Source organism: Streptosporangium saharense (assembly GCF_014203715.1).
GTDB classification, from domain to species: Bacteria; Actinomycetota; Actinomycetes; order Streptosporangiales; family Streptosporangiaceae; genus Streptosporangium; species Streptosporangium saharense.
Map to the genome: position 1 here is coordinate 1,077,217 of NZ_JACHJP010000002.1, position 14,564 is coordinate 1,091,780.

General features: G+C 70.9%; 15 protein-coding genes. 1 reads left to right on the forward strand and 14 read right to left on the reverse strand.

What is annotated here, in order from left to right; all coding sequences use genetic code 11:
• Nucleotides 1-23: 23 nt before the first annotated feature.
• The 11 genes from der to pyrG all read right to left on the reverse strand — a co-directional run bounded on the left by der (nt 24) and on the right by pyrG (nt 11,376).
• On the reverse strand, nt 24-1,448 hold the full coding sequence (gene der, locus FHS44_RS13750; RefSeq protein WP_184714350.1) for a ribosome biogenesis GTPase Der: 1,425 nt from the start codon (nt 1,446-1,448) through the stop codon (nt 24-26).
• Complete coding sequence (gene cmk, locus FHS44_RS13755) at nt 1,445-2,080, reverse strand: (d)CMP kinase (protein ID WP_184715317.1); 636 nt, start codon at nt 2,078-2,080, stop codon at nt 1,445-1,447. Before cmk ends, der begins: the two co-directional genes overlap by 4 nt.
• A 134-nt stretch (nt 2,081-2,214) precedes the next feature.
• Nucleotides 2,215-3,324: a prephenate dehydrogenase gene (locus FHS44_RS13760; RefSeq protein WP_184714351.1), complete on the reverse strand. Its 1,110-nt coding sequence runs from the start codon at nt 3,322-3,324 to the stop codon at nt 2,215-2,217.
• Nucleotides 3,325-3,331: 7 nt separating this feature from the next.
• Nucleotides 3,332-3,691 carry a chorismate mutase gene (aroH, locus tag FHS44_RS13765; RefSeq protein WP_184714352.1) on the reverse strand — a complete coding sequence of 120 codons (360 nt, stop codon included), beginning with the start codon at nt 3,689-3,691 and terminating at the stop codon, nt 3,332-3,334.
• 65 nt (nt 3,692-3,756) lie between these two features.
• Complete coding sequence (locus tag FHS44_RS42340) at nt 3,757-5,676, reverse strand: pseudouridine synthase (protein ID WP_184714353.1); 1,920 nt, start codon at nt 5,674-5,676, stop codon at nt 3,757-3,759.
• A complete protein-coding gene (scpB, locus tag FHS44_RS13775; RefSeq protein WP_184714354.1) occupies nt 5,673-6,233 on the reverse strand; it encodes an SMC-Scp complex subunit ScpB in 561 nt (186 codons plus the stop codon). Before scpB ends, FHS44_RS42340 begins: the two co-directional genes overlap by 4 nt.
• Complete coding sequence (locus FHS44_RS13780; protein WP_184714355.1) at nt 6,223-7,050, reverse strand: segregation and condensation protein A; 828 nt, start codon at nt 7,048-7,050, stop codon at nt 6,223-6,225. The genes scpB and FHS44_RS13780 overlap by 11 nt, the downstream gene beginning before the upstream one ends.
• A 49-nt stretch (nt 7,051-7,099) precedes the next feature.
• A complete protein-coding gene (locus FHS44_RS13785) occupies nt 7,100-8,041 on the reverse strand; it encodes a ParA family protein (protein WP_184714356.1) in 942 nt (313 codons plus the stop codon).
• Between the two features lie 99 nt (nt 8,042-8,140).
• A complete protein-coding gene (locus FHS44_RS13790) occupies nt 8,141-9,070 on the reverse strand; it encodes a site-specific tyrosine recombinase XerD (RefSeq protein WP_184715319.1) in 930 nt (309 codons plus the stop codon).
• Between the two features lie 12 nt (nt 9,071-9,082).
• Entirely contained in the window at nt 9,083-9,709 is a 627-nt protein-coding gene (locus tag FHS44_RS13795; protein WP_184714357.1) for an NUDIX domain-containing protein, read from the reverse strand.
• Nucleotides 9,706-11,376: a CTP synthase gene (gene pyrG / locus FHS44_RS13800; protein WP_281401383.1), complete on the reverse strand. Its 1,671-nt coding sequence runs from the start codon at nt 11,374-11,376 to the stop codon at nt 9,706-9,708. The genes FHS44_RS13795 and pyrG overlap by 4 nt, the downstream gene beginning before the upstream one ends.
• Before the next feature lie 156 nt (nt 11,377-11,532).
• Between pyrG and FHS44_RS13805 the strand changes: the two genes are divergently transcribed.
• Complete coding sequence (locus FHS44_RS13805) at nt 11,533-12,258, forward strand: acyltransferase (protein ID WP_184714359.1); 726 nt, start codon at nt 11,533-11,535, stop codon at nt 12,256-12,258.
• Here the strand turns inward: FHS44_RS13805 and FHS44_RS13810 are convergent.
• From FHS44_RS13810 to FHS44_RS13820, 3 genes are read right to left on the reverse strand one after another with little or no spacing between them, the layout of a single operon-like run.
• Nucleotides 12,218-13,066 (reverse strand): ABC transporter permease, encoded by an 849-nt coding sequence (locus FHS44_RS13810; RefSeq protein WP_184714360.1) that lies wholly within the window; start codon nt 13,064-13,066, stop codon nt 12,218-12,220. The two genes, FHS44_RS13805 and FHS44_RS13810, sit on opposite strands and share 41 nt — an antisense overlap.
• Nucleotides 13,026-13,850: an ABC transporter ATP-binding protein gene (locus FHS44_RS13815; protein WP_184714361.1), complete on the reverse strand. Its 825-nt coding sequence runs from the start codon at nt 13,848-13,850 to the stop codon at nt 13,026-13,028. The genes FHS44_RS13810 and FHS44_RS13815 overlap by 41 nt, the downstream gene beginning before the upstream one ends.
• Entirely contained in the window at nt 13,847-14,302 is a 456-nt protein-coding gene (locus FHS44_RS13820; protein ID WP_184714362.1) for a MarR family winged helix-turn-helix transcriptional regulator, read from the reverse strand. Before FHS44_RS13820 ends, FHS44_RS13815 begins: the two co-directional genes overlap by 4 nt.
• Nucleotides 14,303-14,564: the final 262 nt, after the last annotated feature.

Consider the following 14,564-nt stretch of genomic DNA (forward strand, 5'->3'; position numbering starts at 1 on the left):
CACCGCCGTACCGGTGGATCGGGTCACTTCTTCTTCTGGCTCTGACGCTTCTCTCTGATCTTCATCGTGACCTCGATCGGGGAGCCCGCGAAGCCGAAGTCCTCGCGGATCCTGCGCTCGATGAAGCGCCGGTAGGTCTCCTCAAGGAAGCCCGAGGTGAACAGCACGAACCTGGGCGGCTCGGTCGTCGCCTGGGTGGCGAAGAGGATCTTGGGCTGCTTGCCGCCCCTGACCGGGGGCGGGGTCGCCGCGACCAGCTCGGTGAGGAAGGCGTTGAGCCGGGCGGTCGGCACCCGGGTCGACCAGGACTCAAGTGCCTTCTCCAGGGCCGGGACAAGCCTGTCCACGTGCCAGCCGGTCTTGGCGGAGATGTTGACCCGCAGCGCCCACGGAACGCGGACGAGCTGACGGTCGATCTCCTTCTCCAGGTAGTAGCGGCGGTCCTCGTCGACCAGGTCCCACTTGTTGAACGCCACGACCATGGCCCGGCCCGACTCGATCACCAGGGAGATGATCCGCAGGTCCTGCTCGGTCAGCGTCTCGCTGGCGTCGATGAGCACGACCGCGATCTCGGAGCGCTCCAGCGCCGACCTGGTCCGCATGCTGGCGTAGAAGTCGGCGCCCTTCAGCTCACGGTCGCGCCTGCGGATGCCCGCGGTGTCCACGAACCGCCAGGTCTTGCCGCCGAGCTGGATCAGCTCGTCGACCGGGTCACGGGTGGTGCCCGCCATCGGGTCCACCAGGACGCGCTCCTCGCCCGCCAGCTTGTTCAGCAGCGAGGACTTGCCCACGTTCGGCTTGCCCAGCAGGGCCACCCTGCGCGGCCCCCGCTCCTCGCCGAAACGCTGCGGCGGCGTCTCCGGCAGGCTGTCGAGGACCACGTCCAGCAGGTCACCGCTCGACCGGCCGTGCAGGGCCGAGACCGGCTGGGGCTCGCCGAGACCCAGCGACCACAGCGCCGCGGCCTCAAGCTCCATCTGCTGGTTGTCGACCTTGTTCGCGGCGAGGATCACCGGCTTGCCGGAGGAGCGCAGCACGTGCCCGACGATCTCGTCGGCGTCGGTGACACCGACCGTCGCGTCGACCACGAACAGGATCACGTCGGCCAGCTCGGCCGCCACCTGCGCCTGCTCGGCGATCTTCAACGCCATGCCGGTCGCGTCCGGGTCCCAGCCGCCGGTGTCGACGACCGTGAAACGCCGCCCACGCCAGGTGGCGTCGTAGGTGACCCGGTCCCGGGTCACACCCGGGACGTCCTCGACGACCGCCTCCCGGCGGCCGATGATCCGGTTGACCAACGTGGACTTGCCCACGTTCGGACGGCCGACCACGGCGACGACCGGCTGAGGGCCGGAATCCTCCCAGCCCTCCCCTGAGCCTTCCCCGGTACCTGCATCGACCGGCCCCGCGTCGATCCAGCCGCTGTCTTCTTCGTATTCCCCGGTCACGTCTTTTCCTTAATCAAACGCAGAATCTCGGCGACGACCTCGTCGAGGTTGAGCGCCGTTGTGTCGAGTTCGACGGCGTCTGCCGCCATCGCGAGCGGGTCCGCCTTGCGGGTGGAGTCCAGGCTGTCGCGCCTGGCCATCGCGGCCTTCTGCGCCTGCACCGTGGTGCCGGCCAGCTCAGCCGTACGGCGCAGCGCCCTGGCGTCGGCGCTCGCGGTCAGATAGATCTTGACTGGGGCGTCGGGGGCGACGACGGTGCCGATGTCACGGCCCTCGACGACGATGCCCCCCGCCCCGATGATCTCGCGCTGCTCGGCCACCAGCCTGCGCCGCACCTCGGGCACCGCGCTGACCGCGGAGACGGCCGCGGTGACCTCGGTGGTGCGGATGGGGCCCGCGGCGTCGGTGCCGTCCACGGCGACCGAGGGGGCGTCCGGGTCGGTGCCGATCGTCAGCACCGGTTCGAGCGCCCTTACGGCGATCGCCTCCTGGTCGGAGAGATCGACGCCCCGCTGGAGCATCCACCACGTGATCGCCCGGTACATCGCCCCGGTGTCGAGATAACGCAGCCCGAGCGCCCGTGCGACCCCGCGCGACGCGCTCGACTTGCCCGACCCCGAAGGACCGTCCATGGCGACGACCAGTCCGGTCACGACGCCTCTCCCTTGCAGCCCGCTTCAGTTGTCCGTACGAGGCTACCGGGAACGGCGAGGCGATCGCGCATCGAACAACCCACGGCCCGCCGTGACGGGCCGTGGGGCTCGCGCTAGGGGAGCTGCCAGCCGCCCGTCCGCAGGGCCTCCGTCAGGGCCGGTACGGCCTCCGGCTGGACCTGCAGCTCGGCGGCGCCAAGCGGCAGCCCCGGGGTGTGCTCAAGGCGGACGTCCTCGATGTTGACACCGGCCGCCTCGGCCACCTGGAACAGCCGGGCCAGCTCTCCGGGACGGTCGCCGATGACGACCTGGACGCTCGCGTAGGCACGCGCGGGCCCACCGTGCTTGCCGGGGATCCTGGTGGTGCCCACGACGCCGCGGCGCAGCAGGCCGGTGACACCGTCCATCCCGGCGGTCCCGTCCTCAGGAGCCGCCGAAGCCCGCAGCGCGGCGGCGGCCGTGGCCAGGTCGTCCGCGATCGCCTCCAGCACGTCGGCGACCGGCAGCGCGTTGCCCGACAGGATGCCGGTCCACAGCGCCGGATCGCCCGCCGCGATGCGGGTGACGTCACGGACCCCCTGACCGGCCAGGCCAAGCGCGGTCCCCGAGGCCTCGGCGAGCCTGGCGGCCACCGCGGAGGCGGCCACGTGCGGGGCGTGCGAGACGACCGCCACGGCCCTGTCGTGCTCGTCAGCGCCGACCTCGACGGCCTCGCCGCCGCAGAGCTTGACCAGGCCGCGCAGGACCTCGACCGCGTCGGGCGAGGTCTCCTCCGTCGGGCACAGCGCCCACGGCCTGCCCAGGAACAGGTCGGCCCTGGCCGCCGCGGGCCCGGAGCGCTCCCGGCCCGCCAGGGGGTGGCCGGGCACGTAGGCGCCCAGGTCGCAGCCGAGGGCCGCGGCCTGCTCGATCGGCAGCCGCTTGACGCTGGCCACGTCGGTGTAGAAACGCGCCGCGCCCTCCCGCTGCAGGCGGGCGATCTGTTCGGCGACGAGATGCGGCGGGACCGCGACGACCGCGAGGCCGACCCGCCGCCCGTCCCACTCGACGCCCGCGCCAAGCTCCCGCGCCAGCCGTACGGCTCCCGCGTCGCGGTCGGCCAGGTGGACGGGGACGTCGTGCCCACGCAGGGCCAAGGCGACCGAGGTGCCGATCAGACCCGTGCCGACGACGAGGACACTCTCAAGGCCGTTCACACGCGCTCCTCCGGCGTGATGATCCATGACAGGATCACTGGGCGATGTCGACCCGCAGGGCCGCGGCGCCGTGCAGGTAGACGTGGTGGATCTCCTGACGCGGCCTGTCGGTCTCCACGTGCGCCATCAGCCGTACGACCAGGGGCAGCGCGCCCGGGACGTCGATCTCCGAGGCGCAGATCAGCGGGACGTCGTGAAAGCCGAGCTTGCGGGCCGCCAGGGCGGGGAACTCGGCGTTCAGGTCGGGCGTCGCAGTGAAGATCACACTGATCACGTCGTCGGTGGTGAGCCTGTTACGTCCCATCACCTCGGTGACCAGCTCGGTCACCCCGGCCAGGATGGCGTCCCTGTCGTTCGCCTCGACCTGGACCGCACCGCGGATCGCCCGCACCATCGTCGTTCCTCCGTGTCCTGAGGGTGTCCTGAAGGTATGTGTTCGGGAAGGTTACCGGCCCCAGGTCACAGACCGACGGCGGCGTAGAGCTCCCCGACCTCCTTGAGGGTCAGCGCGCGGACCGTCCCCGGCTTGAGCCTGCCGAGCTTGACCGGGCCGAACTCGATGCGGGCCAGGTCGATGACCGGGTGCCCGACCTCCTCCAGCATGCGCCGGACGATGTGCTTGCGTCCCTCGTGCAGGACGATCTCCACCAAGGCCTGCTGCCCGTGCTCCTGGACGATGCTGAAGGAGTCGGCCTTGGCCAGGCCGTCCTCAAGCTCGACGCCCTTCTTCAGGCGGCGGCTCAGGTCACGCTCGATCCTGCCCGGCACCTTCGCCCAGTACTTCTTCTGCACGCCGTAGCTCGGGTGGGTGAGCCGGTTGGCCAGTTCCCCGTCGTTGGTGAGCAGGATGAGACCCTCGGTCTCGGTGTCGAGACGGCCCACGTGGAAGAGCCGCTCGGTGCGGTCGGCCACGTAGTCGGCCAGCGAGGGACGGCCGTCGGGGTCGGACATGGTGCTGACGACGCCGAGCGGCTTGTTGATGGCGAGGTAGACGAGGTCCGGCATCGTCGGAAGACGCTTGCCGTCCACGTGGATGACCTGCTTGGCGGGATCGACCCTGGCGCCGAAACGGCGGACGACCTGGCCGTCGACAGTCACCCTGCCCTCGCCGATCATCTCCTCGCACGCCCTGCGGCTGGCCACGCCCGCCTGGGCGAGGACCTTCTGCAGCCGCACGCCGCCCGGCACCTCGGTGGTGTCGCGCTCGTCCACGTAGTCGGCGTCGTAGAAGTCGGCGTCACGCTTGGGCTGGCGGGCGGTCTTGAACCGGTCGTTCGCGATCGCGCCGGGCCGCAGAGCGGCCTTCTGCCCCTGCTGGCCCCTCTGGCCCTTCGCCGAGGCGTCACGGGCGGGCCCGGTACGGCGCTCGCCGTAGGAGTCGGCCCTGCCGCCACTGATCGTGCGGACCTCGGCGCCGCGGTCGTTCCTGCCGTAGCGGCCCCGGGAGCCACCGGCGCCCCGGTTGTCACGCGAGCCGCCCTCCGGCCTGCCGTACCGGCCGCGTGACCCACCACGCTCGGCGCGGAAGCCGTCCCGCTCGGGCCGGGAGCCGTCTCGCTCGTCGCGGCGCGGACCCTCTGAGCGGAAACCACCGCGATCGTCACGACGCGGCGCCTCGGAACGGAAGCCACCGCGCTCCTCGCGGCGCGGGCCATCATTGCGGAAGCCACCACGGTCATCACGACGCGGGCCGTCGGCACGGAAACCACCGCGGTCGTCACGACGCGGGCCGTCTGCACGGAAACCACCGCGGTCGTCACGACGCGGGCCGTCACCGCGGAAGCCGTCGCGCTCTCCCGGGCGGGAAGGTCCGGAACGGAAGCCACGATCGTCGCGGCGAGGCCCCTCAGAGCGGAAACCACCCCGCTCCTCACGGCGCGGCCCATCATTGCGGAAGCCGCCCCGGTCATCGCGGCGCGGCGCCTCAGAACGGAAGCCGCCCCGGTCATCGCGGCGCGGCGCGTCGGAGCGGAAGCCACCGCGCTCCTCATGGCGCGGGCCGTCGTTGCGGAAGCCGCCCTCCGGCCTGCCGTACCGGCCGCGCGATCCACCGCGCTCGGCGCGGAAGTCGCCGCCCTCGCGACGGGGAGACTCCTGCCGGGAGCCGCCTTCCGGCCTGCCGTACTGGCCGCGCGACCCGCCGCGCTCCGCGCGGAAGCCGCCACGGTCGTCCCGGGCACCGCCACGGTCGGCGCGGAAGCCGCCGCGGTCGTCACCCCTGGGACCGCCGCGAGAGGCGCCACGAGAGGGGTCGGAGCGGAAACCGCCCTGCGATCCGCCTCTGGAGTCGCCGCTCCCGCGGAAGTTGCCACCGTGCGGGGCGCCGCCACGGCCTCGACCGCGTCCATCACCGGACGGGGTACTACGCCTGCTGTTCACTGCTTCTGCTCCTCTAGGTTTTCCACGTCGTCTGGCAGGAAGGGCGCGAGTTCGGGAAGCTCTCCGAGCTCCCGCAGGCCCATCCGCTCAAGGAAATATGAAGTCGTCCGGTAGAGCAAAGCCTGCCCCTCCGGATCGGTACCGGCCTCCTCGACCAGCCCCCTGGCCACCAGCGTGCGCATGACGCCGTCGCTGTTGACCCCTCTGATGGCCGCCACCCTGGCCCGGCTGACCGGCTGACGGTAGGCGACCACGGCCAGCGTCTCGAGCGCCGCCTGGGTGAGCCGCGCCTGCTGGCCGTCACGGACGAACCGTTCGACGAGGGTCGCGCACTCGGCCCGCGTGTAGAACCGCCAGCCGCCCGCGACCTCTCTGAGGTCAAAACCCCGTCCCTGCGCCGTGTATTCCGCCGCCAGCTCACGAAGCGCGGCGGAGACCTCGGGAACGGGCCGTTCCAGCACCTGGGCGAGGGAGGTCTCGGCGACCGGCTCGTCGATCACGAGCAGGATCGCCTCAAGTCCCGCGCGCAGGCCGGGGCCGGACGCCTCATCGGTCATCGGAGGGCTCCTTAGGCGCGCTCTCGTCGTAGTCGTCGGCGACGGTCACGTCACCGTCGTCGCTGCCGGTCCAAGTCACATGCAGCTCACCGAGGGGCTCGACCTGCTCGAAGGAGACGGCCGCCTCCCGGTAGAGCTCCAGGACGGCCAGGAAACGAGCGACGACCTCGAAGGTGCCCGCGCAGTCGGAGGTGAGGGCGCGGAAGGTCGCCCGGCGCATGCGCCGAAGCCGCTGGACAAGGATAGCCGCCTGTTCGCGGACATTGGCGAGCGGTTGGTAGATGTGGGCGACGGAGACCGAGGGGGGAACCCTGGGGGCGAAGGCTCGCCGGGCCAGCTCCGCCAGCCGTTCGGGGCCGATTCCGAGGACCAGGGTGGGCAGCAGGTTGGCGAACTCCGCCTCCATCGGCACGATCCTGGGGAAGCGCAGGGCCTCCTCGGCCATCCGCGTCGAGAAGACCTTCACGACCTCCTTGTAGGCGCGGTACTGCAGGAGGCGAGCGAACAGCAGGTCGCGGGCCTCAAGGAGGGCGAGGTCCTCCTCGTCGTCAACCTCTCCCGAGGGCAGCAGCCTGGCCGCCTTGAGGTCGAGCAGGGTCGCGGCGACGAGCAGGAAGTGGCTGGTCTGGTCGAGGTCCCACTCGGGTCCCCTGGCCCGGATGTAGGCGATGAACTCGTCGGTGACCTTGCTGAGCGAGACCTCGGTGATGTCCAGTTTGTGCTTGGAGATCAGACCGAGCAGCAGGTCGAAGGGGCCCTCGAAGACCTCCAGGTGCACTCTGAAGGTGTCGTCGGCCACCTGTGGCTGCTCGGTCATCCCGTCATTGTCCCGCACCGGGACCCCGGTCACCGCCGGTGAGGGGCGGTTACTGGACGTTCCACCTGGCGAGGACCTCGCGGGCCAGCTCCCGGTAGGCGCTGGCGCCGAGCGAGGAGGAGTCGAAGCTGGTGATGGGCTCGCCCGCGACGGTGGCGTCGGGGAAACGGACCGTCCGGTTGATCACCGTGTGATACACCTTGTCGTCGAACGCCTCGACCACCCGGGCGAGCACCTCGCGGCCGTGCAGGGTGCGGGCGTCGTACATGGTGGCGAGGAGGCCCTCGATGACGAGGTCCTCGTTGATGCGCTGCTGGACCTTGATGATGGTGTCCATCAGCAGCGCGACGCCGCGCAGCGCGAAGAACTCGCACTCCAGCGGCACCATGACGCCGTGCGCGCAGGCCAGCGCGTTGATCGTGAGCAGGCCCAGGGAGGGCTGGCAGTCGATCAGGCAGACGTCGTACTCGGGCAGCAGGGGTTTGATCACCCGGCCGAGCACCTGCTCGCGGGCGACCTCGGTGACGAGCTGGACCTCGGCCGCCGACAGGTCGATGTTGCTCGGCAGCAGGTCCATGCCCTCGACGCCGGTCTCCATCAGCACGTCCCTGGCGGTGATCTGCCGCTCCATGAGGAGGTTGTAGACCGTCAGGTCGAGCTGGTGGGGGTTGATGCCGAGGCCGACGGACAGGGCGCCCTGCGGGTCGAAGTCGACGAGCAGCACCTTCAGTCCGGCCTCGGCCAGGGCCGCGCCCAGGTTGATGGTCGTCGTCGTCTTGCCGACGCCGCCCTTCTGGTTGACCATGGCCACGACGCGTGCCGGTCCGTGCACCGTACGAGGGGGTGGGTCGGGGAACACCGGGCGGGGTCGCCCGGTCGGGCCGAGAACGCCCCCGCTCCGAGGGGTGCCGGTGGTCTTGGTGTCCCCCCATGGATTCTCGGGGTTTCCAGGGGCCGTCCCCCGGACAGAACCGTCGGTGGTCACAGTCACCAGTCGAACCTCCCTGACGGCCTCGAACCGGACCGTCCGGACGGACACTATGGCGTCAACACGTATGCGGCAAGGCGGCACGCCCGGACACGACAAAGGTCAATGCCGCGCGCGCGGACGCGCTGCGGCATAGGCCTCACGGAGTTTGTCGACCGTGACCAGGGTGTACACCTGGGTGGTGGTCACCGAGGCGTGGCCGAGTAGTTCCTGAACCACCCTAACGTCCGCACCCCCGTCCAGGAGGTGTGTTGCGAACGAATGTCGCAAGATATGGGGTGAGATTCCCGCCAGCCCTCCCCGTTCCGCCGCGGCCTGCAGGACCTCCCAGGCGCCCTGCCGGGTGAGCCTTCCGCCCCTGGCGTTGAGGAAGAGCCCCGAGCTGCCGCCCCTGCCCTGGGCGGCGATGCCGGGGCGGCCGCGGGCGAGATAGACCCTGAGCGCCTCCCTGGCGAACCGGCCGAGCGGCACCAGGCGGGCCCGTTCGCCCTTGCCCCTCAGCCGGACCCGCTGACCGGCCGGGCTCAGGTCGACGTCCTCGACCGCGAGCCCGACCGCCTCGGAGATGCGGGCGCCCGTGCCGTACAGCAGTTCGAGCAGGGCCCGGTTGCGCATCGTGAGCGGTGAGCCCTCCGGGCCCGAGGCGGCGATCAGGCGTTCCACCTCGTCCACGCTGATCGCCTTGGGCAGGCGCCTGAGCTGGCGCGGCGGGCGGACCCTGCGGGTCGGGTCGTGGTCGCAGACGCCCTGGCGCAGGGCGAAGCGGTGCAGGCCCCGCACCGAGGAGACCGCCCGCGCCGTCGAGCTGGCCACCAGGGCCCGGTGGACCTCGTCGCCCTCCCTCAGTGCGGTGAGGAAGGCGGCGACGTCGGCCTCCGCGACCTCGTCGAAGGCGACGCGGCCGCGGTTTCTCAGGTGCTCCAGGTACCGGAGGAGGTCACGGCGATAGGAGGCCAGGGTGTTGGCTGCCAGGCCCCGCTCCACCGCCAGATGGGCGAGGTAGCTGGCCAGGACGGCCTCCGTCTCGCTCAGGGTCTCCTCCTGTCATGCCTCCGGTGCGTCGGCGGGCCGCAGCGAGGCGAAAGCATCCGCCGAAGCGGCGTATGCGGCGAGAATACCGGCCACGGCTTGGGAATTGTGGATCATTCCCGCCAGGGCACGGCGAACCGCGTCGGACAGGGGAATCCAGACCACCGGCATGTCGGATTCCTCGTGTCGCCTGACGAAGTCGAGCTCCTCCTCGGGGATGACGCTGAGGTCCCTGGCCAGGAAGATCCTGGTCCGCTCCCCCGTCATCCCGGGCGAGGTGAAGGCGTCGACCAGCGTGTGCCAGGTCCGTGCCCGGTAGCCCGCCTCCTCGGCCAGTTCCCTGGCCGCCGTCGCCTGCAGCGGCTCGTCCTCGACGTCCCGCAGGCCCGCGGGCAGCTCCCACAGCAGGTGCCTGGCGGCGTGGCGGTACTGCCTGAGCATCAGCACGCGGTCCTGGTCGTCGAGCGCGAGCACCGCAACGGAGCCGGGGTGGATCGCGTAGTCGCGGTTGACGACCTCCTCGTCCGGCATGAGGACGGCGTCGGTCACCACGGTGATGACGCGTCCGCTGAAGTGCGTGGCCGAGGAGACGACCTTCCACTCCTCGGGGACGTCCACGACGTCCAGAGTGATGTCGCTCACTTGCTCCTGCCCGCCTTGGCCGCGGTGCCGCGAATGTCGGCGTAGGTCAGGGCCGCCCCGATCAGGCCCTTGAACAGCGGGTGCGGACGGGTGGGACGGGAGCGGAACTCGGGGTGCGCCTGGGTGCCGATGAAGAACGGGTGCACGTCAGCGGGCAGCTCGGCGTACTCGACGAGACGGCCGTCGGGCGAGAGACCGGAGAAGACCATGCCGATCTTCTCTAGCTGGTCGCGGTAGGAGTTGTTGACCTCGTAGCGGTGGCGGTGGCGCTCCTCGACCTTGGCCATGCCGTACAGCTGGCGGGCGAGGGAGCCCTCGGTGAGCTTGGCGGGGTAGAGGCCCAGGCGCATCGTGCCGCCCATGTCGCGCTCGCCGGAGACGACGTCCTCCTGGTCGGCCATGGTGGAGATGACCGGGTGGGTGGTCTCCGGGTCGAACTCGGTGCTGCCCGCGTCCTCGACGTCCGCCAGGTTGCGGGCGGCCTCGATGACCATGCACTGCATGCCCAGACAGATGCCGAGCAGCGGGATCTTGGTCTCCCTGGCGTGCCGTACGGCGCCGAGCTTGCCCTCGATGCCGCGCACGCCGAACCCGCCGGGGATCAGCACGCCGTCGACGCCGTCCAGCTCGCGGGCCGCGCCCTCGGGGGTCTCGCAGTCGTCGCTCTTGACCCAGCGGATGTTGACGCGGGCGTCGTTGGCGAAGCCGCCCGCGCGCAGCGCCTCGGTGACGGACAGGTAGGCGTCGGGCAGGTCGATGTACTTGCCGACGAGCGCGATCGTGACCTCCTTGGCCGGGCGGTGCACCCGGCGCAGGAGCTGCTCCCACTCCTTCCAGTCCACGTCGCGGAAGGGCAGGCCGAGGCGGCGCACCACGTAGGCGTCCAGGCCCTCCGAGTGCAGCACCCTGGGGATGTCGTAGATGCTCGCCGCGTCCACGGCGGAGACGACCGCGTCCTCGTCCACGTCGCACATGAGGCTGATCTTGCGCTTGAGGGAGTTGGTGATCGGCCGGTCGGAGCGGCACACGATCGCGTCGGGCTGGATGCCGATGCTGCGCAGCGCGGCCACCGAGTGCTGCGTCGGCTTGGTCTTCAGCTCGCCGCTCGGCCCGATGTACGGCAGCAGCGACACGTGCAGGAAGAAGACGTTGTCCCTGCCGACCTCGTGGCGGACCTGGCGCACGGCCTCAAGGAAGGGCAGCGACTCGATGTCGCCGACGGTGCCGCCGACCTCGGTGATGACCACGTCCACGTCGGGACCGGCCATGGACCGGATGCGGTCCTTGATCTCGTTGGTGATGTGCGGGATGACCTGGACGGTGTCGCCGAGGTACTCGCCGCGGCGCTCCTTGGCGATGACGTTGGAGTAGACCTGGCCGGTGGTGACGTTGGCCGAGCCGTGCAGCTCGGTGTCGAGGAAGCGCTCGTAGTGGCCGATGTCGAGGTCGGTCTCGGCGCCGTCGTCGGTGACGAAGACCTCGCCGTGCTGGAACGGGTTCATCGTCCCGGGGTCAACGTTGAGGTAGGGGTCGAGCTTCTGCATGGTGACCCGCAGGCCCCGCAGCTTCAGGAGGCGGCCGAGGCTTGAGGCTGTCAGGCCCTTGCCGAGGCTGGAGGCGACGCCGCCGGTGACGAACAGATGCTTGGTGTGTGCGGCGCTGCGCAAGGAGTCTCCCGTGGTCGTCATAGATCAGTCGGCGCGTCCTGCTGACGGCCTACATGTCCACGGGCTCTCAGAATATCAAACGGTTACCGTGATCGGCCCGTACATCCCCTGACCCGCATTTCGCCGTCATATGACCTGACGGTAGCTTGGGCCGCTATGTCACTTCGTGGTGCGGTACGGCGTGCCCTGGGCAGCCTTGTGCACCGTGTCTGGTCCGCGGTCCGCGCCGCGGGCGCGGTGAGCGCCACCAGCCCCGCGGGTTACCGCTTCCGCCGTCTCGGCGAGGGTGCTTGCCTGGCCTTCCCCGTGGGGGCCGTCTTCGGCGAGGCCTGGATCGAGATCGGCGCCCACACCCTGGTCGGCGAGCGGGTGTCGATCTCCGCGGGCATGGGCCCCGGCGTCGATCTCGGCCCCACCTCGATCGTGCGGATCGGCGAGAGCTGCTCGATCGGCAGGGGAAGCCACATCGTGGGGCACCAGTCGATCGACATCGGTGACCACGTCTTCACCGGCCCCTACGTCTACATCACCGACCAGAACCACGTCTACGACGACCCGGAGACGCCGATCGGCCGTCAGTGGCCGCGCAACAACCCGGTGGTCATCGGCTCTGGCTCCTGGCTCGGCACCGGCGCGATCATCCTGCCGGGGACCAGGATCGGCAGGCAGTGCGTGGTCGCGGGCGGGGCCGTGGTCCGCGGCGAGTTCCCCGACCACAGCGTGATCGCCGGGGTGCCCGCCCGGGTCGTGCGCCACCACGTGCCGGGGCAGGGGTGGCTGCCGCCCCACCTGGGCGGCGGCCGTACCGAACCCGTGTCGGAGCGCCCGGTGGACCGGGCGGTCACCGCGCCAGCCGCCCCAGCAGGCTCGACGCCGCAGTGATGCCCGCCCCGGCCGCCAGGACGAGGACCGCGAAGTCCAGTGGCAGGTGGGCGGGGGTGCCGAGCAGCAGCCCGCGCAGCGCGTCCACCTGGTAGCTGAGGGGGTTGACCGCGCTGACGGCCCGCAGCCAGTCGGGCATGACGGCCACCGGGTAGAGCGCGTTGGAACCGAAGAAGAGCGGCATCGTGATCGCCTGCCCGATGCCCATCAACCGGTCGCGGGTCAGGACGATCCCGGCGATCGTCACCGACAGGCAGGCGAAGAACGCCGAGCCGAAGATCACCGCGGCGGCCACGCCGAGCAGGCGCAGCGGGTTCCAGGTCATGGCGACGCCGAGCAGCGCGGCGATGACGATGACGACGACCGCCTGGATCAGCGCCTTGATCCCGGCCGCGAACGCCTTGCCGGTGACCAGCGCGGCGCGTGGGGTCGGGGTGACCAGCAGCTTGGTGAGAACGCCGGAGTCGCGTTCCCAGATGATCTGGATGCCGTAGAAGATGGCGATGAACATCGCGGACTGGGCGATGATCCCGGGGGCGAGATAGTCGATGTAGGGGACGCCCCCGGTCGGGATCGCCCTGATGCGGGTGAACGTCTCACCGAAGATCAACAGCCACAGGGCGGGCTGGATCGCCCTGGTGTAGAGCTCGGTGCGGTCGTGGCGCAGTTTCTGCAGTTCGACGGCGCACATGGCGACGATCCTGGCGGGCAGCACGCGCCAGCCCGCGCGGTCCCGTGGCGGGGTTGGCAGCGGGGCTCGCGCGCCGTCAGCCGACGCGGGTGGCGGTGCTGCGGGTACGGCGGACATCGCGGAACTCCCCTCCGTCCTCGACGAGGCCGCTTCCCGCGACCTCCCTGAAGACGTCCTCCAGTGTCGGCGCCGACCCGTCGGCGCGCCGGGCGCGCAGGTCGGCCCTGAGGCTCTCCGGGGTGCCGAGCGCCCGGACCCGTCCCTGGTGCATCAGCGCGACCCGGTCGCAGTACTGGTCGGCCTCGTCCATGTAGTGCGTGGTGACCAGGACCGTCATCCCGGTCGCGGCCCTGACGGCCATGATGTGCTCCCAGACCCCGGTGCGGGCGATGGGGTCGAGTCCGATCGTCGGCTCGTCGAGGATGAGCAGGCGGGGCGCGCTGACCAGCGCCTGGGCGAGTTCGAGGCGGCGCACCATGCCCCCGGAGTACGTCCCGGCCATCCGGTCGGCGGCGTCGGTCAGGCCGACCGCGTCGAGTGCCTGGGCGACGCGCTCCCGGCGCTCGCGGCGGGGGACGTCGAAGACCCGGGCGAACAGCGCGACGTTCTCCCGCGCGGTGAGGCCGGAGTCGGCGGAAAGCTGCTGGGGGACGTAGCCGAGCAGGCGGCGCACGGCCATCCGCTCGGTGGCCGCGTCCCGGCCGAAGACCCGCACCGTGCCCGGCGGGACCGGAAGCAGCGTCGTCACGCAGCGGATGGCCGTGGTCTTGCCCGCGCCGTTCGGGCCGAGCAGGCCGAAGACCTCACCGGAGACGACCGAGAGGTCGAGGCTGTCCACGGCCACGGTGTCCCCGAAGGAGTAACGCAGCCCCTCGCAGACGACGGCTTGCTCGTCGCTCATGCCCCCTCCACCTCCTCGTGCAGGCCCTCGGCGAGCCTGCGCAGCACCGGGAGCGCGGCGGCCAGCGCCGCCCTGTCGTCCTCGCCGAGCCGTTCGACCTGTTCGCGGACGAGCGCGGCGCGCCGCTCCTGCCACAGGCGCAGCCGTTCCCGTGCCTCATCGGTCGGCAGCAGCCGCGCGGACCTGCGGTCGTCCTGGCCGATCTCGCGGCGCAGCAGCCCGGCCTTCGTGAGCTGGTTGACCAGCGTGGACACCGAGTTGCCCGCGAGATAAAGCTCCTTGGCCGCGGCGGAGACGCCGATCCCCGGTCTGGCCACGACCAGGCGCAACAGCTCGACCTGGGCTCCGCGCAGCCGCGGTCCCGTCATGCCGTGGCGCAGCCTGCGCCGGACGAGCCGCTGGACGCCCGCCAGGACGTCGGCCAGAGCCTCGGAGAAGTCCACCTCGCTCATACCGAAATATTAGCTCTTACTACGAGGTAAACAAGTAGACACCCATTTATCGGGATAAATCCAGGCGCTGCGGCAGCCGTACGGCATGGCGGAGGGCTACGGGCGGGGGCGTCCGCCGGGAGGGGGAGGGGCGGTCACCCGCCGGGCGGAAATCGCCGCCGAGCAGGGTGGATTGTGGCCGTTTTCCATTGTGGGCGGCGCGAGGCGGCTCGTAGCTTTCCGGGTGTTCGCCCCCGCCTGACCGACACGGCGGGGATCTGGA